Below are 18,030 nucleotides of genomic sequence, written 5' to 3'. Positions count from 1 at the left end.
GATGCCCCGCAAGCAATACGGCAGGGCGGCGGCTGCTGCCAATGATCTGATGACCCGGGCGGACGTTCTGGCACTCGCTGGGCGGCACGCCAAGTTCACCGGCACGCTGACGACGGCGCTGACAATCAGCCTCGGAGCGACGCAGACCGTGACGCTTGCCGTCTCGCCCGTGGTGGCCGGTGACAGCCTTGCAGCCGGGGAGGACATCTCCGTTCAGCCGACAGCGGCAATCCCGGGCGGGATCAACCTCGCTTGGTGGTATGTGTCGGCGACGAACCAAGTCGCCTTGGGCTTCACGTCGTCGGCGCTGATCAGCCTGCCGTCTCCGTCGATCCCATTTCGGGTGACGGTGCATCGGTAGGCCTAGGCTTTTACTGAATACGGGAAGCTCAGCCGCTCGTAGGCGACCTTGACCCCTCCATCCCGAAGCGGCTCAACGGAGCGGACGCGAACTTTCACTTCCGTCTTGCCGTCGTGGATGGTGCCCCTGGCATCAATCGGCGTCGCGCGAAGCTTGTCTGCGGTTGCGCCAGCGCGCACGTGAACAAGGATATCGTCATCCTTCTGAGCCGTAACGGTCCAGTCACCTTCGTCGGCCGGGGTTAGCCTGATAGGAATGCCGTCGGGCGGCTCAAAGCTCACATCGAAATCGGCGAATTTCATCCTTCCCTCCTATGCCTTGGCAGGCTCTGCGAGGATGAAATCGACCGCCCGTGCAATCGTCTCACCCGCATCGTAGGAAATGTACTCGCCAGCGCCGTAGAACTCGGTGCCTTCCTCGGCAGCCTTTTTGACGGCATCCGAAGGCTCTCTCAGGGCCATGAGAACCGCACGGACGATGGCTTCTCGGCAGTCCAGCGAGAAGGGCGAGCCAGACTGATCATTGTAGGCGTCCTCTGCCGCCTCGCACAGGCGCTTGAAGTCGGGGGTCATGCGGGTCTCCATGCAATAGACAAAAGCGCGAAGGCGACAGCAGCAATCCCCGAAGGAACCGGATTAGCTAAGAACAGAGCAAAAAAGATATTCAAGACACTCGACGCTGTAAAAGCACTCCTCCAAACATGGTCGGGCATAATCTCTCCTCCACCCGTTCCGTGACCTTCGTGGGGTTAGGTCCCGGGCCAAATGCGTTCCTTGAATTCCCATAAGCTTGCAGGCCACGGACGCTCATCCCCGATCTGCCAGACTACAAACGGATCAGCAGTTCCGCCGCGCTCATAACGAACATTCACCACTTGCCATCCGGGCAGAAAAGCGATCCCAAGGTTTTTGCGTCGAGCCACGTAGCAGCCCTCTTTGGTCGGCGGCCCATCAACCTTCTCGGTGTGCATCACCTATCCTCCAGCCACTCCTCAACCTTCGCCGCGTCCAGCTTCATCGCCAGCATCAGCCTGAGCAGCATGGACACGCGGTTTACTCTGCCGCGACCGCCAGCCAAGCTGGCTTCCACGGCCCATACATCTTCGACCAAACTCCGTCCCGGCACCGCATCCCGTTCAGGGCCTCACGGGGCAACGTGCCTGGGATAGGCCAAGGAAGCCCGGTGATCTGAGCGTATCTCTCAGCCGCAGCCTTGACCTGCGCGTCGGGTAGTAATTCCCCGTGTGCCTTTAGTCGGCGTCCAATGTATCCCCAAGTCAGCAACGGCGTTTTCATCTCATAGGCCTGCTTGCCGAGAGCGAACCTCTTGGATGAGCGCTTCTCAGCTTCGCGCTTTTTCGCCTTGGCCTGCCGCCCTGAGATGAGAAGTCGCTTCATCGACATGCCGTGCAATCCCATATGATCGCCGGTTTCGATTAGCACTAGGTTGGACGGGTCGTTGTTGCCATGGTCGGCGTCCAGATGGTGGACGTCAAATCCCTCGCGAAGCTTAGCCTCCAGCCACGGCGCATCTCGCTCAGGATGCTTCGACAGCCACGCATGGTGATAAGCCGATAGCGCCACGGGTTACCTCCTCTTGCTCGGCGGTGAATGCGGTCCTTCCTCGCCTATAGCCTTCATCACCTCGCCCGGCGTGATGCCTTTCGCGAGCATGTATCGGGTCAAGACAACCACTGGAGCAGGTGGCTCCTTGCCAGGGCTGCACCAGTTCGTGACGGCCCGCAGCGACACGCCGAAGAACCGAGCCGCAGCGGCCTTCGTCAGATCCAGTTGGGACAGGGCCGCAGCGAAGTCTTTGGAACGCATGGCCGGTACCATATCCTCTTAGCGCCATAAAAGCACGCACATTCTGCGTCTGCGTACGATTTCGTAAAGCTCCTCCAGGAACCCCGCATGCATCGCATTTTCGCGGCGCTCGCCCTCGCCTGCGCCCTCTCCACTCCTGCCCATGCCGCAAGCGACGGCACCGAGCCCGATCCAGTGCTGACACCGGGGGCGGTGAGGACGACGGACCGGAACGAGATCGTGGGCGTGAACACCGCGACGGTCCGCAACGTCACGGGCGCCGAGAAGCTGGCCGTCTATCGCCGCTACGGGATGAAGGGACCGCACGAAGCGATCCCTGGCACCGACCACATGGCGCCGTTCGAGATTGACCACCGGGTCCCGCTCTGTGCCGGCGGTGCGAACGACATTACCAACCTCTGGGTCGAGGCCGGCGACGGTCCGTGGACCTTCCACGACAAGGACCGGCTAGAAGACCGCACCTGTCAAAAGCTGAAGCGTGGCCTCATCACCGTTGAGCAGGCCCAGGCGGTGTTCCTCGGCGACTGGAAAGCCGGCTACGTCGCCGAGTTCGGCGGCGCTCCGCAGCATGACGGGGCCGCCCGATGACCGCCTCTCTCAACCGAGCCGCGTTCTTTGATCACGTCCGCAAGCCGCTGTTCGGCGGCAGCCTGACGGCCGAACAGGTCCAGGGCATGGACGCGATCTTCGACGCCTGCCCGGCGGCCCTGCCGACCGATCCGCTGGCCTACGTCCTCGCGACGACGATCCATGAGACGGCGCGCACGATGCAGCCGATCGAGGAGTATGGGCGCGGCAAGGGGCGAGCCTACGGGCCAACCGGCTTCTGGGGCCGCGGCTTCGTGCAGCTCACTTGGAAAGCGAACTACGCCAAGGCCACGACGGAACTGCGCAAGCTCGGCGTGCTGACGGCGAGCGAAGACCTCGTGAAGACCCCCGCGCTGGCGATGCGAATGGACGTGGCCGCCACCATCCTGTTCCACGGGATGATCTCGGGCTGGTTCACGGGCAAGAAGCTGTCCGACTACTTCGGCCACGGCAAGAGCAATCCGAAAGCCGCTCGGGCCATCATCAACGGCACCGACAAGGCGGCGCTGATCGCGGGGTACTTCAATCAGTTCAGAGCCGCGCTGATCGCCGCTAAGCATGGCGTAGGTGCCGAGCCTGCCGCAGAAGCCTCGACGCCGCCAGCGGCCTCCGTAGCCCCCGCCAAGCCCAAGCCGGTCGCGGACAAGCACGCCGTCGAGCCAAAGAAGCCTGTTCCGGTGCGGAAGAGAGCCGCGCCCGTGCATCACGTCGTGCAGCGGACGAAGCGCTGATGAGTCTGCTCAAGCCCCGCGGCGTGGAATGGGTCTTCGCCATCCTGTTCGGCTCTGCGGTGGCGTTGGCGATCCTGCTGGGTGTGGCAGGGCAGTTTCCGAGGTGAGGTCAGTGCGGGCCGCCGGGATCCGTCCTTCCGGTTGGGATCATCCCTGCACGCAGGGAAGCTGACACACGGCGGCCCGCACCGACAGATAATGCCCGCCTACGGGCGTAGCGGATTTTTCCCAACTCGCACCGACGAGGCAGCGGCAGCCTCCCCATCGGGCTAGAACATCGAAAGCGCGCCAGGCCACGCCTGTCTCCCGCGGGCAATCTGCCGGATGCCGTGACGGGATAATCGGTTCTCCAGACCATCCGTGTTTGCCAATGACCGCCAGCTAAGCGGCATCGTCGCGCACGTCGCGATCTGATCGCGCCAGCATAGCACTTCCGCGCGTCCAGGCAAAGCCTCGCGCTCCCAGTCAAATCCTTCCGAGCCAACCTACCAGCCGTCGTCGGCATAATTCACTAAGGCGCCCCAGCGCTGTTCGTCCTCGCCCCAAAGCAGCGTGCAAGCTAGGCGTGGGTCGAGCATCTCAGGGTAGCGAGCGAATAGCTCCTCAATGATGTCCGGCACCTCACGCTGCATGTAGCGACCCTCGCCGCGCAGCGCTGAAAGCTGACTGCGAAGCCATTCGACTGCTTCGTCTGTGCGCTCGTCATCCATGGCGACCTCTGACGAAGCCTAGCACGTTCCGAGCCGGCGGTCTCCGGCAACCCCCACCGCGAGAACCACCATGCTCCGCATCATTCCGCGGGCGCTGGCGCTTGGCTGCGTCGGCGTCGCCGTGTCCGCTTGCAACCTCACGGCCAGCCAGAGCCAGATCAACGACGCCTTGAACGGCGGAGTGACCACACCCTTCGGCCTCTCCGGCATCGGTCTCTCGACTGCCCAGATCCAGAAGGTCACGACCATCATCAATCAGGTCCGCACGGCCACCAAGACCGCCTGCGGCTTCCTCCCGACCGTGACCTCGGTTCAGAACATCATCGTCGCCCTGAACCCGGATATCGCCTCCGTGAGCGTGCCGGTGACGAAGGTGGCGCAGATCGCCTGCACGGCGCTGAGCAACGCGGCTCCGACCTCCTACACGGCCGGCGAGGCGCCCGAGAAGGCGAAAAAGGCCCCCGCGAAGGCTGCCGAGCCGAAAGTCGGTGAGACCGTCACCAAGACCATCATCGTGAAAGGCCAGCCCGTGGCTGTGACCGGCACCAAGACCAAGTGAGCCGCGCCATGGCTCGCCGGTATCCATTCGCACTGCCCTACACGACGTCGGCCAAGGATGGCCTCGCCATCAGCATGGGACTGAACCTCCCGCAGGTTCACGCCGCCCTGCCGCGCCTGAAGCCGGATCTCGTCGCGAAGCTCCAGCGGTGCAGCGTCTTCCACCGGGAGACCTTCACCAAGGCCGAACTCGACAGCATCCCGCAGGATCTGTGGGACGCAATCGCTCCCCATATTGGCTGAAGATCGCACATGGACCAGCAGAAGCAATCCACGCCTTCTCAGGCGGCGCCGGCAGCCTCGAAGGCCGTGATCTCCCCGCAGTTGATCGCGATGGTCTGCGTGATCATCAGCTTCATCGCGGGCATTCTGAACAGCCGCAACCTCATCTCCAAAGAGACGCTAGCCTACCTTGGCACTCCCGAGTTTCAGACCGTTGTCGGCAGCATCCTGCTCGCGGGTGCCGGCGTGTGGGGCCTGATCAAGAACCGCCCGCACGGCATCATCAAGTCAGCAGCCGACCTCCCGCAGGTCGATGCGGTCATCACCAAGGCGAAGACCGCCGACGAGATCCCGGCCGAAAACGTCGTCGGCTCGCTCCGGGAGGCCGCGAAGCTGCCGGGTGTGCCGGTTTCCTGACCTGAGCCGTCATCGCCCGGCCAAAGGCGATGCAGCGTGGGGCAAGCCGATGTGCTTGGCGGCTTACGGCTCGCCCCACTGACCACCACTAACGCGACAGAACCGCGCCAGCGATGGCTAGGCTCACCCTGTGTCAGGACCTCAGAATGCCGCAAGCCATTTCTGCTACGCAAAAAGGCGACGCGTAGTGGACCCGACCGCCGCTGTAACGACCGCTCAAAAGGCAGCAGACACATTTCTGGGGCAGGGCCCCCTAGGCGCGATCATCGTCGCAGAAGGCTTGGTGATCATCGTCCTCGCCCTCGTGATCCGCTACCTCTACAAGCGGATCGAGAACATCAGCGAGCGGGCGCTTGTGGCCCTCGCCGAGGCTTCGGCCGGCGACGAGCGGGTTCGCGAACTGCTCCAGGGCCTCAAGCAGACGCTGGAAAGCCGGACGCAGACGCTCGGCGAGCTGTCCAACCTCGTCGCGCTCAACGGCACCGAGATCCGGCACGGGTTCGCCAACACCAGCCAAGCGCTGGAGGGCATCCTGCAGATGCTCCGCGACCCGCGGCAACTCGCCTTCAACATCGCCGAGGCGATCCGCGGCTACCTACGTCGCGGCCGAGCGGGGAGCGATGCATGACGTGGCTGGATCAGGCTTTGGCCTACGTGCTCCCGGCGCGCTGTTTCGCGAAGATCCACGCCGGGCGCGTGGATGCTGCCTTCAACGAGGCGAGCGAGGCACGCAGCCGGAAAGTCGAGGCTGCCGACGCGACGATCCACGCCAATGCGCAGCTAACCGAGCGCCTTGAGGGTGAGGCCGCTTCAATCCGCGCCCGCACGGAAGAACAGGCAGCGAAATGGTCCGGCCGGCGCCCCAACGACATTCGGGCCATCGTGGAGAACATGCTGGCGGGCATGGATCAGAGCGCAGACCATCGCGCCCAGCGTAGGGACTGAGCAGCATGATCTATAACGACGACCGACCGGAGCGCATTCGTGGAACGATCTATATCTCGATCCTGCTCCTCTTTGTCGCCTACCAGTGCATCAACGTCTTCGTCCCGAATGCTGATCTGATCCTAGCGACGCGCACCCTGGCGGCCGGCTTCTATGCGACGGTCCTGTATGTCTACGGCGCAGATGCATGGAAGGCCCTGACGGCGCCAAACCCGAAGCGCACCGATTTCCTGATCGTGGGCATCTGGATCAGCTTTGCCTCCCACATGATGCAAAGCCTGTACTCGATCCTCTACCGGCTTTCGCCCTCGCAGTGGCTGCTCAACTCGGAGATCGTCTCGCCTATCGTGCTCTTGGGCGTCGTTGCGGCGATCCTCCACGTCAGCGCGCCGGGCGCTGTTGACGGAACGGTGCCGCGCCGCAATCGCGTAGCACTCGGCGTCGGGGTCGGTGCAGCGACTGTGATCGTGGCTCTACTCCTCATCACCCGGCCGGACATCGCTCCGCTGCTTGAGAGGACGCGGCCCTGGATCGGGGACTGGTGGTCGTCCTCCATAAAGGGGATCCGCCAGACGGCGCACAGCTGATGCACCACTGTCCGCCCGACATGGGCCTCGTCGTCATGTGGTGCTCATTGGCGCTGGGCGTGGGGCTCGTGCTGGGCAACCTGACGAAGCTCTGAGCGCTCTCACATTGCTGTCGTTCTACCCGCCCGCCCGGCTTGCCGTTGCGGGAATTTTTGTTTCTAGGCCTCGGTCGTGGTGCGAGCCAGCTTCAGCGTGTCCGCGTACTCGAACCACTCGGCGCCGGGCTCAGCGAACGAGGGGCCATGCACCTTGGGATCGTAAGTCGTCCGCTTCAGCAGCCCGTAGTGGACCGCCAGCGCTTGGACTGACCCGCCGTCAGCATCGGTGCCGTCAAAGGCGTAGCTGATGATTTCACGGGCGAACGAGGCAAGCCGTGCGTTCTCGCCTGGGTCAGGGATCGCATTGAGAATATCGTCGGCCGCCTCATCGGCCCCGATCAGGCCGCCAGAGGCGCCTTCGGAGCAATGCTTCTCAATGGCAGCGACGATGTTGGCTCTCACGCTTCGCATCTCGTTCTCCTACCCCTTCGCTTCCAACGCATCCGTCAGCGCCCGTGCGCAGATCCTAGCAGCTTCAACGCCTTCCTCTGGCGACAGCCGGTTGGTCTGAAGCCTACGCTCTCGCTCAGCGCAGATGTAGAAGTACGCTGCGGCCTTCCCGTTGGCATCGACGACCTTCACAGCTTCCTCCAGGCGTTCGATCCGGAGCGGGAGGACGAGGCCGAGAGGTGTCATGCCGCTAGCTGTACGGCGCGCTCGGCCCAAGCTTTGGCGGTTTCTAGCGAAAGAGTGTCGTGGACTAGCTTTTTGCCGAAACCAAACAGGCCCTCAGGCTCATAGATGTTGAACTGCGCCCCCCACGATTGGCTGCGCGGGCTTGCTTCGCACCAATATCGGCCGGCGAGTTGTGTTCGGGGATGATCGTTTACGATCTGTCGGGCCTCACGGACGTACCGTTCGGCCTCCTCTTTGTCGGAGGTTGTGAACCATGGGTTCCACGTCAGCCCAGCCGGAAAGCCCAAATCCTCATACACGGCATAGCGCACGGTCGGTCCGCTGCCTACGATCTTCGTTTTGATGACGAAATCGCCTCGCATCTGCTCTGCCTCAGGTTGCTATTGAATTCGGGAGCTGGGCGGCTCCATCAGTCCATTCCGGATCGCTAGGGCGAGCAGATCGCTATTCATTCTCTATCCTTGGGCGATAGGCGGCCCGTGATCGAGCGACCCTGTCCGGATCCTTGGGCCATGGCGTAGCAATCTCGTTTAGATGCGTCCACGTCTCGCCCTTGGCCGCAGCCTGTGCGCTTTGCCGGCTGACACCATATCGTGTCGCCAACGTTGAGAACTTCTCGCGCGGCCCAGTTCTGATTTTAATAACATCGGCTTCAGTTAGCACGGACTTTGCGTGTTGGCTGCCACGAGCTTGCCGGTTCTTTGCTTGCCTATCTGCGATGTTGTCTTGGATGGTCCCAGCGAAAACATGATCTGGGTTTACACAGGTCGGGTTGTCGCAGGAGTGGCAACCCATTTGGTCGCCGAGGGCAACGCCATGTAGAAGAAGCTTGACCAGCCGATGGGCTGCGATATTGCTGCCCTTGTGCTTTACCTGACCGTAACCCTTCCCGCCCTTCGCCCCAGTCCAAGTCCAGCAATTGCCCCATGGCCCTTGACCGGCAGTTTTGTCGACCTTTGCCATAACACGGCAGATGTCTTGGCAGTAAATGCTGCCGGACCATTCTGAATAGTACGTGGCTGCGCAATGGGCGCATATTTTTGTCCCTTTGCTTATGCCAGCCATTTTTAATCCTCCCCAACCTGCCAGAGGGCGTGATCATCGCCCCACGGCTCGACGGAATGGCCCGCGGCGATCAGGGCTTCGGCGGCTTCTGTAACGGCGTCGTGGTCGCTCATGGGTTGAGCGTAGACGGTGTGGATCTCGCGGGGAAGGGAGGATGGCCCCGCTTCACTATCCGACCCACGCCGGCCGGCTGAACAACTCCCGTTTAATGGCTTCAAGCCGCGCCTGCTGCGTCGCATCCAGAAATCCCATTGTGTCGAGACGCGACCCGGCATCCCATGCCAAACGCAGCGTTTCTGTCGTGCAGTCGGCCAGCAGCTTACGGTCAATTGTGTACTCGGCTTCCATCATTATCTCCTGACCCCTCTGCTCATCTTTCTTCCCGCTGCAAGACGGTGATCCTGGGCGGGGTCAGTCTCGGCCGTAGTTGCGCTCAAAGGCTCGGCGAGAGAGCCTGAGGCAGGCCCATCCGCCGATTGCTAATACGGCGCAGGCGAGGGCGACTTCGATCATCCCATCCATCCCTTCTGCCTCGCCGCCGCGCGCAGCACTTCCTTCGCCGGCTCGTACTTCCTGAGCAGCCGTACTCTGGTCTCTTCTGGAAGCAAGGCCAGACGTTCGGGATCGCTGTTGTCCTCCACGTCGGCGAGCTTGACGAGGATGGTGGGGAGCGGCGCTTTCTCGGCAAGCGCCTTGATCCAGTCGGCATAGCTCGGGCCTGGGCAGACGACGCCCTTGGTCAGCCATTCGACCCCTTCAACGACGCTGGCCGAGAAGCCTTCCGCGATCAGTTCGTCGTGCCCGTAATCGGTGTCTTCGATCACGTCATGCAGCCACGCGATCTGAACGGCCTCCTCGCGATCCAGGGCGGTCATGCATGGGGTGTGGTGCGCGAACGCGCTGGTGTAGGCCGCCACGGTCGCCAGATGCCTGACGTAGAGCCGCCCGGCCTTGTCCAACTGATCCTCATGGACAGTGGAGGCGAAGGACCGCGCGTCGGCGATAGTTCTGCGCAGGGGAGGGAGGGTCAGCTTCCCCCGTCCCGCGTCTGATGATCCGATAGGCATGTTAGGGCTCCGGGGTGGGGGAGGGCTCAACCCATGGCTTGCCTGGTCCTCCTTCAACGGCTCCAAAAAACCATCGGCCAATCTGCACGCCATAGAGCCGCCGCCATCGGAGATGTTTTGTTTTAGGAAGCGCCGGCATATGCACCGGAAGCCCCTCGCCTGAGAACCGAAACCAATAAAGGACCGGCCAAAGGTTGGAGATTGAGGCCATGTCACCGCTCTCCTTCTGCCTGAGTGGGGGCGAGAGCCGCGCGAACCACGCCTAGGATCCGCAAGTACTCGGCCTTGTCGCTGCGCGGGGCTACGATGGACATGCAGGCTTCGGCCTCTACCAAGGCGCTCCGGAGCCGTGCATTCTCGGCCTTAAGCTCAGCGATGCGCTCAGCTGGCCGCTCCTGTTCCTTGGTCCAAGCGACCGCCTCTCGCAGACCTGTGACGATCTTCTGGCCGCTCATCCCTCACCCCTCCTCGGCAGGAGAAGGGGAGGTGAGGGCGGCGTCGAGGCCGACTTCCCACGCTCCACGGCCGAAGCCACCCGGCACATTGCTCAACGCATCAGCGACGTGCTCGGGTGGATTGCGCATGGCGGCGATGGCGGACTTGGCCGCGTCGGTTTTGTTGGTCCAGAAACGGCATGCGCGCGGCTTGCAGGGGCCGTTGCCTTCACGGTCGCAGATGTGGACGACATAGCCGTCGCACGTTTCTCGACAAATGGCCCGAGCGACCCGCTCCACCATCGACTGCTGCAGATATTCAGGCACAGGCGTTTCGCTCATCCCCTCCTCCTTATGCATCCTTGAGCGCGTGGCGGCCGGCTTCGGTCACGGCTGATCCCGCTGAGCGCCGTTGATCGCTCCACTGATGATCCGGCCAATGAACTCGCCAGTCGCTTTCGGCTCGGTCGAGATCCGGTAGGCGAGGACGCCAATCCCGATGAATATCGACAGCATCACGATGCCGACGAAGGCGAACCAGAGCTTGAAGCCGAGCGGCATCCTGGTAAGCATCTGCGTGCGTGCTTCGGCCTGGGAAGCTCGCTTGAGACCTTGGGTCATCACTGGTCTCCTTTGGGCTGGGCTTCGGTGAGGGCTTGCCGGCATTTCAGTTCGGCATCGACGGCGACGGCCCAGGCCTTTGCCACGCTGGTCGAACGGATCTCGTTCGGTTCTGTCAGCATCGCGAGCGCAGACTGAGCGACGCCAAGCGCCTTCTCCAGCTTCTCCACGCGGGCGAGGGCGGCGTCACGAGCGGCCTCGGCTTCTTTGGCTCGCTTGGCGAACCGCAGAATGCTGTCGTGTTTGTCGGATCTCTGGCGCCGGACGTAGGCGGCACAGGCTGCCGGATCGACGCGCCAGTCGGCGCCACCGCGCCGATAGAACTCCGATCCGTCACAAGTCAGCCCGATGAGCGCTGACCCGACCTCCCGGCCGTAAGCTTCGGCTTCCTCTCGTCCGGCTTCTGCCGCAGTAAGGCGGGAGAGGGTGTCGGCCTCCCGCATCAGGATCGCCGAGACGCAGCAACGGAGCATGCCGGCCTTCAGAACAACGGGCGCATCGCTGCTCTCCAGCTTGTGCGGACGCAGGTAAGCCAGCGCCTCATCGAAGGTGGATCCTTCCTCCCGCTCACCGTCTGCGGCTGGAGGTCGGGGGTCTGTCTGGGACATGGTGAGGGTCCTTCAGGCGGGATTGGGCTCAGGGACGAACTCAATGCCACCAAGGCGCCCCATGATACGGCCGAGTTGACCGCATCCGTTTTGGTCCCAGTCGCCGCGGCAGGCGATATCGACGCCGGCAATCGAGGCCTTGTGGCAGATGAAGTGGCTGTCCCGCCGGCGGAGGTCGCGCAGGATCTCCGCGCGGCGCTCGTTGCTGACGATCTTGTCGGGGCCGAACAGGCATTGATTGCAGCGCTCGGACATGACCTTCAGGCCGCCCATCGGTTTCTCTCCTATTAGATTTGGTGAGAGGCTAGGGGAGGTTAGGTGGGGTCAGGCGGCGACCTTCGCGCTTTCAGCCCAGCGCCTGACCATGTCTTCCGACACGCCAACCTCGCGGAAGCGAGCCGGCACCATCAGACCCATCACCTGCTGCTCCAGCGTTGGGCCCACGTTCGCCCAAGCGTAAGCGCCTTGATGGAAGGCGTGCTCGGTCGGCAGCTTCGGGGTGACGACGCCGTCCTTGACGATGAAACCGCAGACCGGCTGGCTGTCTTCCTCGCAGGACTCGCCGCTCATAAGCAGCACTTCGCAGTCGACGAATGGGAATGCCTCGGCGACAGACTGCCAGTCCCGTTCAATGTCCTCGCAGGACGGCCACTTACCGACGTTGTCGCGGTAGTAGATTGTGCCCCTCGGGCTGCACCAGCCATGCGGGCCTCCAACGAAGGAGCACGACACCCAAGCGTTATGAACGTACCGGGTGTCGACGATGCCCCACGCTTCACGCCAAGCCTGCTCCGCAGCGAACTCGGCCTCCCAATCGCGTTTGGCGGCGCTTTCGTAGAAATGAGGGTCGTCCATCCCGAGCCGCATGCCGACGATGCGCTTTACCCGGATATTCCATTCGCGGTCGTTGCCGCTGTAGCCCTGCGTGAAGAACGAGTCAGTTCGACGGATGATCTCGGATGCCTGCTCCGGCGTGACCGAAGGACCTGCAACACGCATCTGTGGCCACTTTGGCAGGCCGGGGTAGGGGAACTCGCGGTCGCTCATTTGCCTCTCCTGTTTACAGAAGTAGCCTACAGGGCTATCAATACAGGCGTCAAGGCGAATAGCCCAGGAGTTCATTTTGCTCGCCCGCTCGGCTTCGTTTGTGTACGAAGCGGCCATGATTGACGCGGCGCAAATGCGGGCTGCTCGGGCTTTGCTCGGGTGGCGGATGGAAGACCTCGCCGCCAAGGCCGACGTGTCGCTGGCGAGCATCAAGAACATTGAGCGCGGCGTGACCGACCCGAGAGCGAGTACGCTGCGGGCGATCCAGTCAGCCTTTGAGGCCAGCGGCGTCATGTTCCTCGACGCCAGTCACCTGAAGTCAGCCGGCAAGGGCGTTTGGCTCAAGGACTGATCGCGCGTCGGCTCCGAACCCCTCGCAAACCCTCTTCTGTCCGCAACCGTACCAAACCCACCTAACTGCCCATCCCCACACAGGCAGACAAGGACACCAAGGACGAGGGGGAGGGGGTTAGGACTCGGTCAGGTAGACGACCTTCTCAGGCGCCAGCACTTCAACGCCAGCCTCTGTCGCAGCCGCAATCATGTCCGCCGTGCCTTTCCCGCCTTTGAACGCGATCACGACGTCGGGCTGTCCCTCGCGCAGCATGCGACGGTTCCGGCGCGGTCCGGCATTGGCATCGTAGCGACGGCCGTTCGGCAGCGTCTTGATCCGAGCGTCCGGGTGGCTGGTGTCCTGCCAATCTGCCGGGAAAGCCCGAACCTCAATCCCATTGTCGGCGGCCCATTCGGCGGCCATGCCATCCGCCCCAGACGCCGCGCCGTGGATCACGAGTTGGATACCACGCAGGCTATCGAACTTCGCCAAGGCGGCGAACAGGAACGCGCGCTCCTCCTCAGCCTGCCTCGCCGCGTTGCGCCACTCCCAAGTGTGCCGAGGCGTCCCTTTCGGGATCATGCCGTAGTAGCGGCCGCCGCAGATGAGAACCCTCATGCCAGCCTACCAGCACAGGTAGTGCTCTTTGCCATCAATTGCCGTTCGGGCATGAACGTAAATCGAACATCGCCCCGCGCATTCGGATTAGCGCAGAGCAATTTCCCTTTGTTTTGAGGCTGTTGGCTGAGGGGAATTATCTTGACATGGTAGGGGTCACAGGTTCGATCCCTGTCGCGCCCACCATCTAACCGAGCGAGGTTGGATGGTTTTTTTTAACCGAAGACGGTTTTCTACCGGGTCCCTCAGGTTCGGCGAATCTGAGGCGGGTTCAGCGGACATCAGCCGCAGGTTCGCGTGGCCACCGACCCGACCGTCTCCGAAGTCCGGAAAGCCGCTGAGGTCACCGATCAGGAGATCGATGCTGCGGTCGACGCGGTGCCGGCCGACCTCGCTACCGACGCGTACCCGCTTGCGAAGGGTTGGAGCCTCGACCTCGTCGTGACCATCCGAACGCACGCCCATGCGGCCGATGCGCTCACCACCGACACGCCGGCCTGGACGCGCACCATGGTCCGGACCGCGATCCTGCTGGCGCACCCGGTGAAGGGATGAGCGAGAGCGAGGCCGATCTGGATCGCGAAGCCACCGCCAATCGCCTGATGCAGCGCCTGAGCGGCTTCGCGCAGGGAATCGGGATGAGTGGCACGGACGCCCGCCAGATCATCGGCCGCGTGATCGCATCCGATCCGTCGGCCGGGGATGGGGAGCTGATGGCGAAGGCTCGCACCTGGATGCTGATCGCGCTGGGGTAGCGACCTGCCGACGGCCTCATCGCCGCGAGGCGCTCGGCCGCGTCAGGGCATTCGCCCACGCGTGATGGCGGCCTGTGTGGTTGAGCCGCCAGAAATCTGTCCGGCGTATCCACCCGGTGCGGGCCTGACGAGGCGGCCCAGACGTTCGATCCGGAGACTTCAAGCAGGCGGCTTGCGGGTGCTTCGCGGCGGCACCGCCCGCTTCCGCACGCCGCGAGCCAAATCACGGAGCGTGGTCAGGCGTATCGGCGTTTCCACTTCCGATCTTGCCAAGCCGACGCGATGCGGCATCGCGCGTCCACCAACGAAAACTGTGTTGCGGTGCGACAGAGATTGATTTCGCTGCGGCGGGATCAGCATTGGACCGACAGCGTTCTCACTATTGCTGGCAAAGATTCGCGGAGCGTCGTCATGGGTCTCACCGCATTTGTTGTCTTCGTCGTCCCATGGGTGGTGCTGGCGGTGTATTTCACGCGCACCCCGACGGCCCTTCGCCTGGGGGCCGCGCCCGCTCCTTGGCGGCCGCTGCCGACCCAAAGGGAGTTGGCACAGGCCCAGCGGCAGGCGACGCACCCGAACCACGGGCGCAATCCAGATCACGGCGGCATATTGAACCGGGACGGGCACGGTCCGGTGGATTTGCCTCGCGGTGGAGCGCTCGGTACGAGCGTGGAGCCCACCGAACCGGACGACAAGGTCGGTTAGCGTACCGCAGCGCGTGCGGCAGCATGCGATCACGAGGGCCGCGGACCCGCCACGCGCAGGCCACCGGCGTTTCGCTGAGCTGCGTCGCGTAGCGCAGCGAGCCCGCGCGGCCCCACGGACACCATCGGACCGCGCCGGAACAGCGTGGGGCGGACGAGCACCGCGCACAGGCCGACGAAGCCGCAGGCGGCCGCAAACAGCCCGGCGGCTCTCCAGGGCGAGCGATGGATCCCGACCACGGTCACGGCGATGCGCTCCCGTCTCCCTTCGGCCCTGTCCGACGATGCGAAACAGGGTCTCTCAGAGCGCAGGCGAAGCGTCCGGGCTTCCTGTCGCAGCGCCCACGGGGTCGGCCGCGCCGTCGGCAGGGATCGATGCCGTAGGGGTGTCCGGGCGGCGGCGCGTCCGGTCGCGTGTTTCGTCCGGCCGCATGCGATCAAGCGTCTGCGTCACCGCGTCCAGAGCGGACGAGGCGCCTGCCATGAGGGCGAGCGCCATCGCCGATCCGACCGAGGTCAGGAAGACGACCGTGGCGATGACTTGCGGAGCGGTCATGGCGCACCTGCGCGGGTGCATCGCGCTGACGATGGGCCCGGATGGCCACGGCGGAGGCTGCGGCGGAGGCTTCGGCGTCGGATGAGCACGGGCCGTGGCGGAGCGGGGTCGCCCGCAGGCCGGACAGGCGCCCGCGTCATCGCGCCCCCAGGAGCAGGCGGTCCAAACCCGAGGAGAACCTCAACTCGATCCTCCGGCCATCGCGCCCGACGACTTCGCACGGCTGATTCAGGAGCAGGGCGATCGAGATCAGGCGCAGGGTGTGCGGCGGCATCGCCTCCGGATGAAGCTCGATCATCGCACCGGATGCCCTGAGCTCCCAGATGAGACAATCGCAGCATTCCAGCGGGCGCCCGAAGAAGATCTGCCCGGTCTTGAAGGCAGGCCTCCAGGGCTCGTCCAAGCGCTCCTCGGCCATCGTGACCTCCTGACGAACCAGCCATCGCGTCCTGCGACGATCTGTATTCGCGTTCATTCCCCGCGCGATTTCGGTATCAAACGTCACATCCGGCAGCGCGGCAGCGGCCTCGGGGCGCAGGCCCACCGGGTCCGTTCGACGGCACCCGGCCGCGCGGATCCGGGCCCGGCGCGTCCCGCGCGGTCGAGCCTGCGGCGGGGGCCTCGATCGCCAGGGCCGGATCCCACGGGGCGGCGGAGCCCATCGTGTTAACATTCTACAATCGGCCAGCAGCGCATTTAATTGTTTGTTAACTATTCTAAACAGTCTAGGCGGATCGGAATTGGATCGAGAGGGAGCAGAGGATCCGTGAGCGAGCTGCAGAGGCTTCTGAACGACCCTCGGTTTCGACCCGCAGACAAGACCCAGCGCGACTCCGGCGCCGGGCCCGAAACCAACCTCGGCAACGTCCTGCGCGTCGTCTCGTCGCTGCACGCACGGGCCGAGCTTCAGAAGCCGCCGGCCTCGCCGCAGGATTGGGACGCCCTCATCCTCCGGGTCCAGGCCGCAGCCCGCCAGGCCCGCGAGATCGAGGCGCAGGCCCGTGAGCGGGAGGCGCGCATCGAACAGGTGCTGGATCAGGTGCGTGAGGAGATCCACGCCTCCAACGAGCGCGCCCGGACGGCGGAGATGCAGGCCCGCGAGGCACAGGTGCGCGCCGAGGCCCAGGTCCTCGCCGCGGAGGAACGCGCCAGGGCCGCCGAGGCCCGCGTCCGCGCCGCCGAGGACCGGGCGCGGCAGGCCGAGGAATGGCTGGAACGCGTCCAGCAGGCGATCCTGTCCGAGTTCTCGGACCTCACCGATCAGGAGGCGGCATGAGCGGCGCCGCCCGGGCGCGGGCCGAGACGATGGAGTCCCATCCCCTGACCTACCCGGTCGGGCCTCGCAACGGCGACGCCGCGCCGATCGACCGGGTCGTCGCCCTGTTCTCCGGCGCCGCTTCGGCCGGGCCCGCGGCCGAAGCGGAGGCGGATGACTGGTCGGCCTCCCTGACCGCCGTGCGCGGCGTCGCAGCGCGGGTCCGCGGCCTGCAGGCGAGCGCCCGCGAGTCCGTCCGGGAGGCGCAGCATTCGGTGCGCGCGGCCGAGACGGCACGCCGCGCCGCGGAGGACCGGGCCCGCCACGCTGAATCGCTGCTGCGGGCGGCACTCGAGCGGGCCGAGCAGGCCGAGGCGCAGGCCCGTGCGGCGGCCGAACGGGCCGAACGGGCCGAGGCCGAGCGGACGGAAGCGCGGGGGTGGCTGCGCCGGATGCACGAGTGCATGGTCAGCGAATTCGGCGCCCTGTCCGAGGCCGCGGATCAGCCGTGAGCCGGCGCGCAGCGGCCCCCCCGGCGTCCCCGGCGGGCTCGACAGGCGCGGGCCGGACGACGCGGTTGCCGGCAGGGCCGTGACACCGACCGCAGGCTGCGCCCAGCCCTAGGCACCATCCGGCCGTGAGACACGGCGATGTCCGGTTGTAGATCTCGGACGCAGGCGTCGGACAGGCGCGGCGACAGGCCGTCTCCGGCGCGATCCACGACGGGTGAGATCTCGGGGAGAGGCCGCCCCGCGACGGAGCGCGCGAACGTGGCCTGCCCGGCTTGGGGATCGCGTCGGCCTGGGGATCGCGTCGGCCTGGGGATCGCGCGGGTTGATGCAGTCGTGAGCCGGCCTCCGGTCCGTCGCTCCGCGGATCCGTCCTCGAACAGCCGTGCGACATCCCGATGCGGAGCGCCACGGCCGCAGATTCCGCCCGGACGGGGAGGCCCGACCGCGCAGTCGGTGACTGGAGCGGTGCAGCGCATGCAGATTTTGGCGCGGCCTCTTCAATATGACCGGCAACCTTAAGCTCACGAAAACAACTTTCGGACCAAAAGAGCCTGACCTCGTCGTCTCGACCTCGTCCGCCTGGCAGGATCGCCGTGACCCTCAGCCTCGTCCTCAGCACGTCCCTTCCGCTTCTCACCGGGGCGGTGGCCCTGTTGTGGGCCGGGTTCGTCGCCCCGGAGCGGGAGGAGCGTCCCGACGGGCCCGGCGCCCGCGACCTGCGCACGTGGTGAGCGGCGGGCGCCGGCCGAACACCGCCTGAGAGGCCCGCGGCCCC

The 18,030-nt window shown here is 64.7% G+C and carries 33 protein-coding genes; 15 read left to right on the top strand and 18 right to left on the bottom strand.

The features are described 5' to 3' along the window. The first annotated feature begins 1 nt into the window (after position 1). Positions 2 to 361, top strand: a complete 360-nt coding sequence (locus ABIC70_RS05095; protein WP_354439060.1) for a hypothetical protein — start codon at positions 2 to 4, stop codon at positions 359 to 361. Positions 362 to 363: 2 nt separating this feature from the next. On the opposite strand, the gene ABIC70_RS05090 is transcribed toward ABIC70_RS05095, so the two are convergent. From ABIC70_RS05090 to ABIC70_RS05075, 4 genes are all read right to left on the bottom strand, one after another. Then, entirely contained in the window at positions 364 to 663 is a 300-nt protein-coding gene (locus ABIC70_RS05090; protein ID WP_354439059.1) for a hypothetical protein, read from the bottom strand. A 9-nt stretch (positions 664 to 672) separates the two neighbouring features. After that, positions 673 to 933: a hypothetical protein gene (locus ABIC70_RS05085; protein WP_354439057.1), complete on the bottom strand. Its 261-nt coding sequence runs from the start codon at positions 931 to 933 to the stop codon at positions 673 to 675. A 176-nt stretch (positions 934 to 1,109) separates the two neighbouring features. Continuing rightward, complete coding sequence (locus ABIC70_RS05080) at positions 1,110 to 1,331, bottom strand: hypothetical protein (protein WP_354439055.1); 222 nt, start codon at positions 1,329 to 1,331, stop codon at positions 1,110 to 1,112. A gap of 82 nt (positions 1,332 to 1,413) precedes the next feature. Then, positions 1,414 to 1,944, bottom strand: coding sequence for an HNH endonuclease family protein (locus ABIC70_RS05075; protein ID WP_354439053.1), 531 nt, complete (start codon positions 1,942 to 1,944; stop codon positions 1,414 to 1,416). Positions 1,945 to 2,274: 330 nt separating this feature from the next. On the opposite strand from ABIC70_RS05075, the gene ABIC70_RS05070 reads away from it, so the two are divergent. Both ABIC70_RS05070 and ABIC70_RS05065 read left to right on the top strand, forming a co-directional pair. Further along, positions 2,275 to 2,775 carry an HNH endonuclease signature motif containing protein gene (locus ABIC70_RS05070; RefSeq protein ID WP_354439052.1) on the top strand — a complete coding sequence of 167 codons (501 nt, stop codon included), beginning with the start codon at positions 2,275 to 2,277 and terminating at the stop codon, positions 2,773 to 2,775. Further along, positions 2,772 to 3,506: a hypothetical protein gene (locus ABIC70_RS05065; protein WP_354439051.1), complete on the top strand. Its 735-nt coding sequence runs from the start codon at positions 2,772 to 2,774 to the stop codon at positions 3,504 to 3,506. Before ABIC70_RS05070 ends, ABIC70_RS05065 begins: the two co-directional genes overlap by 4 nt. Positions 3,507 to 3,991: 485 nt before the next feature. On the opposite strand, the gene ABIC70_RS05060 is transcribed toward ABIC70_RS05065, so the two are convergent. Further along, the gene (locus tag ABIC70_RS05060; protein ID WP_354439050.1) at positions 3,992 to 4,216 is read right to left on the bottom strand and encodes a hypothetical protein; all 225 of its coding nucleotides are present in this window, start codon (positions 4,214 to 4,216) and stop codon (positions 3,992 to 3,994) included. 70 nt (positions 4,217 to 4,286) lie between these two features. On the opposite strand from ABIC70_RS05060, the gene ABIC70_RS05055 reads away from it, so the two are divergent. From ABIC70_RS05055 to ABIC70_RS05030, 6 genes are all read left to right on the top strand, one after another. Then, positions 4,287 to 4,775, top strand: coding sequence for a hypothetical protein (locus tag ABIC70_RS05055; protein ID WP_354439049.1), 489 nt, complete (start codon positions 4,287 to 4,289; stop codon positions 4,773 to 4,775). Positions 4,776 to 4,783: 8 nt separating this feature from the next. After that, positions 4,784 to 5,017: a hypothetical protein gene (locus ABIC70_RS05050; RefSeq protein WP_354439048.1), complete on the top strand. Its 234-nt coding sequence runs from the start codon at positions 4,784 to 4,786 to the stop codon at positions 5,015 to 5,017. A 9-nt stretch (positions 5,018 to 5,026) separates the two neighbouring features. Then, a complete protein-coding gene (locus ABIC70_RS05045; RefSeq protein ID WP_354439047.1) occupies positions 5,027 to 5,413 on the top strand; it encodes a hypothetical protein in 387 nt (128 codons plus the stop codon). 283 nt (positions 5,414 to 5,696) lie between these two features. Further along, positions 5,697 to 6,041: a hypothetical protein gene (locus tag ABIC70_RS05040; protein ID WP_354439046.1), complete on the top strand. Its 345-nt coding sequence runs from the start codon at positions 5,697 to 5,699 to the stop codon at positions 6,039 to 6,041. Further along, the gene (locus ABIC70_RS05035; protein ID WP_354439045.1) at positions 6,038 to 6,358 is read left to right on the top strand and encodes a hypothetical protein; all 321 of its coding nucleotides are present in this window, start codon (positions 6,038 to 6,040) and stop codon (positions 6,356 to 6,358) included. The genes ABIC70_RS05040 and ABIC70_RS05035 overlap by 4 nt, the downstream gene beginning before the upstream one ends. A 5-nt stretch (positions 6,359 to 6,363) precedes the next feature. Further along, positions 6,364 to 6,945: a hypothetical protein gene (locus tag ABIC70_RS05030; RefSeq protein ID WP_354439043.1), complete on the top strand. Its 582-nt coding sequence runs from the start codon at positions 6,364 to 6,366 to the stop codon at positions 6,943 to 6,945. A 158-nt stretch (positions 6,946 to 7,103) separates the two neighbouring features. Here the strand turns inward: ABIC70_RS05030 and ABIC70_RS05025 are convergent, their stop codons facing one another. The 10 genes from ABIC70_RS05025 to ABIC70_RS04980 form a co-directional block, all read right to left on the bottom strand. Beyond that, complete coding sequence (locus ABIC70_RS05025) at positions 7,104 to 7,445, bottom strand: hypothetical protein (RefSeq protein ID WP_354439041.1); 342 nt, start codon at positions 7,443 to 7,445, stop codon at positions 7,104 to 7,106. Between the two features lie 230 nt (positions 7,446 to 7,675). Next, positions 7,676 to 8,041 carry a hypothetical protein gene (locus ABIC70_RS05020; protein WP_354439040.1) on the bottom strand — a complete coding sequence of 122 codons (366 nt, stop codon included), beginning with the start codon at positions 8,039 to 8,041 and terminating at the stop codon, positions 7,676 to 7,678. A gap of 871 nt (positions 8,042 to 8,912) precedes the next feature. Then, positions 8,913 to 9,095 (bottom strand): hypothetical protein, encoded by a 183-nt coding sequence (locus ABIC70_RS05015; RefSeq protein WP_354439039.1) that lies wholly within the window; start codon positions 9,093 to 9,095, stop codon positions 8,913 to 8,915. A 158-nt stretch (positions 9,096 to 9,253) separates the two neighbouring features. Then, positions 9,254 to 9,703 carry an HD domain-containing protein gene (locus ABIC70_RS05010; protein ID WP_354439037.1) on the bottom strand — a complete coding sequence of 150 codons (450 nt, stop codon included), beginning with the start codon at positions 9,701 to 9,703 and terminating at the stop codon, positions 9,254 to 9,256. A gap of 320 nt (positions 9,704 to 10,023) precedes the next feature. Next, entirely contained in the window at positions 10,024 to 10,266 is a 243-nt protein-coding gene (locus ABIC70_RS05005) for a hypothetical protein (RefSeq protein WP_354439036.1), read from the bottom strand. A 3-nt stretch (positions 10,267 to 10,269) separates the two neighbouring features. Next, positions 10,270 to 10,587 (bottom strand): hypothetical protein, encoded by a 318-nt coding sequence (locus tag ABIC70_RS05000; protein ID WP_354439035.1) that lies wholly within the window; start codon positions 10,585 to 10,587, stop codon positions 10,270 to 10,272. 45 nt (positions 10,588 to 10,632) lie between these two features. Next, a complete protein-coding gene (locus ABIC70_RS04995; protein ID WP_354439034.1) occupies positions 10,633 to 10,866 on the bottom strand; it encodes a hypothetical protein in 234 nt (77 codons plus the stop codon). Beyond that, entirely contained in the window at positions 10,866 to 11,474 is a 609-nt protein-coding gene (locus ABIC70_RS04990; RefSeq protein ID WP_354439033.1) for a hypothetical protein, read from the bottom strand. The genes ABIC70_RS04995 and ABIC70_RS04990 overlap by 1 nt, the downstream gene beginning before the upstream one ends. Before the next feature lie 12 nt (positions 11,475 to 11,486). Continuing rightward, on the bottom strand, positions 11,487 to 11,747 hold the full coding sequence (locus ABIC70_RS04985; protein WP_354439032.1) for a hypothetical protein: 261 nt from the start codon (positions 11,745 to 11,747) through the stop codon (positions 11,487 to 11,489). Positions 11,748 to 11,798: 51 nt separating this feature from the next. Next, positions 11,799 to 12,521: a hypothetical protein gene (locus ABIC70_RS04980; protein WP_354439031.1), complete on the bottom strand. Its 723-nt coding sequence runs from the start codon at positions 12,519 to 12,521 to the stop codon at positions 11,799 to 11,801. Positions 12,522 to 12,597: 76 nt separating this feature from the next. Between ABIC70_RS04980 and ABIC70_RS04975 the strand changes: the two genes are divergently transcribed. Then, entirely contained in the window at positions 12,598 to 12,873 is a 276-nt protein-coding gene (locus tag ABIC70_RS04975) for a helix-turn-helix domain-containing protein (protein WP_354439030.1), read from the top strand. Between the two features lie 117 nt (positions 12,874 to 12,990). Here the strand turns inward: ABIC70_RS04975 and ABIC70_RS04970 are convergent, their stop codons facing one another. Next, positions 12,991 to 13,473: a DUF2493 domain-containing protein gene (locus ABIC70_RS04970; protein WP_354439029.1), complete on the bottom strand. Its 483-nt coding sequence runs from the start codon at positions 13,471 to 13,473 to the stop codon at positions 12,991 to 12,993. 297 nt (positions 13,474 to 13,770) lie between these two features. Between ABIC70_RS04970 and ABIC70_RS04965 the strand changes: the two genes are divergently transcribed. Beyond that, entirely contained in the window at positions 13,771 to 14,028 is a 258-nt protein-coding gene (locus tag ABIC70_RS04965; RefSeq protein ID WP_043379561.1) for a hypothetical protein, read from the top strand. Beyond that, entirely contained in the window at positions 14,025 to 14,228 is a 204-nt protein-coding gene (locus ABIC70_RS04960) for a hypothetical protein (RefSeq protein ID WP_182592195.1), read from the top strand. The genes ABIC70_RS04965 and ABIC70_RS04960 overlap by 4 nt, the downstream gene beginning before the upstream one ends. A 1,005-nt stretch (positions 14,229 to 15,233) precedes the next feature. Here ABIC70_RS04960 and ABIC70_RS04955 read toward each other — a convergent pair. Both ABIC70_RS04955 and ABIC70_RS04950 read right to left on the bottom strand, forming a co-directional pair. Next, positions 15,234 to 15,488, bottom strand: a complete 255-nt coding sequence (locus ABIC70_RS04955; protein WP_354439027.1) for a hypothetical protein — start codon at positions 15,486 to 15,488, stop codon at positions 15,234 to 15,236. A 136-nt stretch (positions 15,489 to 15,624) separates the two neighbouring features. Beyond that, entirely contained in the window at positions 15,625 to 16,032 is a 408-nt protein-coding gene (locus tag ABIC70_RS04950) for a hypothetical protein (RefSeq protein WP_251982184.1), read from the bottom strand. 222 nt (positions 16,033 to 16,254) lie between these two features. Here ABIC70_RS04950 and ABIC70_RS04945 point away from each other — a divergent pair, with 222 nt between their 5' ends. The 3 genes from ABIC70_RS04945 (at position 16,255) to ABIC70_RS04935 (ending at position 17,986) form a co-directional block, all read left to right on the top strand. Then, positions 16,255 to 16,764 (top strand): hypothetical protein, encoded by a 510-nt coding sequence (locus tag ABIC70_RS04945; RefSeq protein WP_043345988.1) that lies wholly within the window; start codon positions 16,255 to 16,257, stop codon positions 16,762 to 16,764. After that, positions 16,761 to 17,255 carry a hypothetical protein gene (locus ABIC70_RS04940; protein WP_043379571.1) on the top strand — a complete coding sequence of 165 codons (495 nt, stop codon included), beginning with the start codon at positions 16,761 to 16,763 and terminating at the stop codon, positions 17,253 to 17,255. The genes ABIC70_RS04945 and ABIC70_RS04940 overlap by 4 nt, the downstream gene beginning before the upstream one ends. Positions 17,256 to 17,848: 593 nt before the next feature. Continuing rightward, positions 17,849 to 17,986: a hypothetical protein gene (locus tag ABIC70_RS04935; protein WP_164706393.1), complete on the top strand. Its 138-nt coding sequence runs from the start codon at positions 17,849 to 17,851 to the stop codon at positions 17,984 to 17,986. Positions 17,987 to 18,030 lie beyond the last annotated feature (44 nt).

The sequence above is a fragment of the Methylobacterium sp. 1973 genome, assembly GCF_040545035.1.
GTDB classification, from domain to species: domain Bacteria; phylum Pseudomonadota; class Alphaproteobacteria; order Rhizobiales; family Beijerinckiaceae; genus Methylobacterium; species Methylobacterium fujisawaense.
This window is presented reverse-complemented; position numbering and strand designations above follow the sequence as displayed.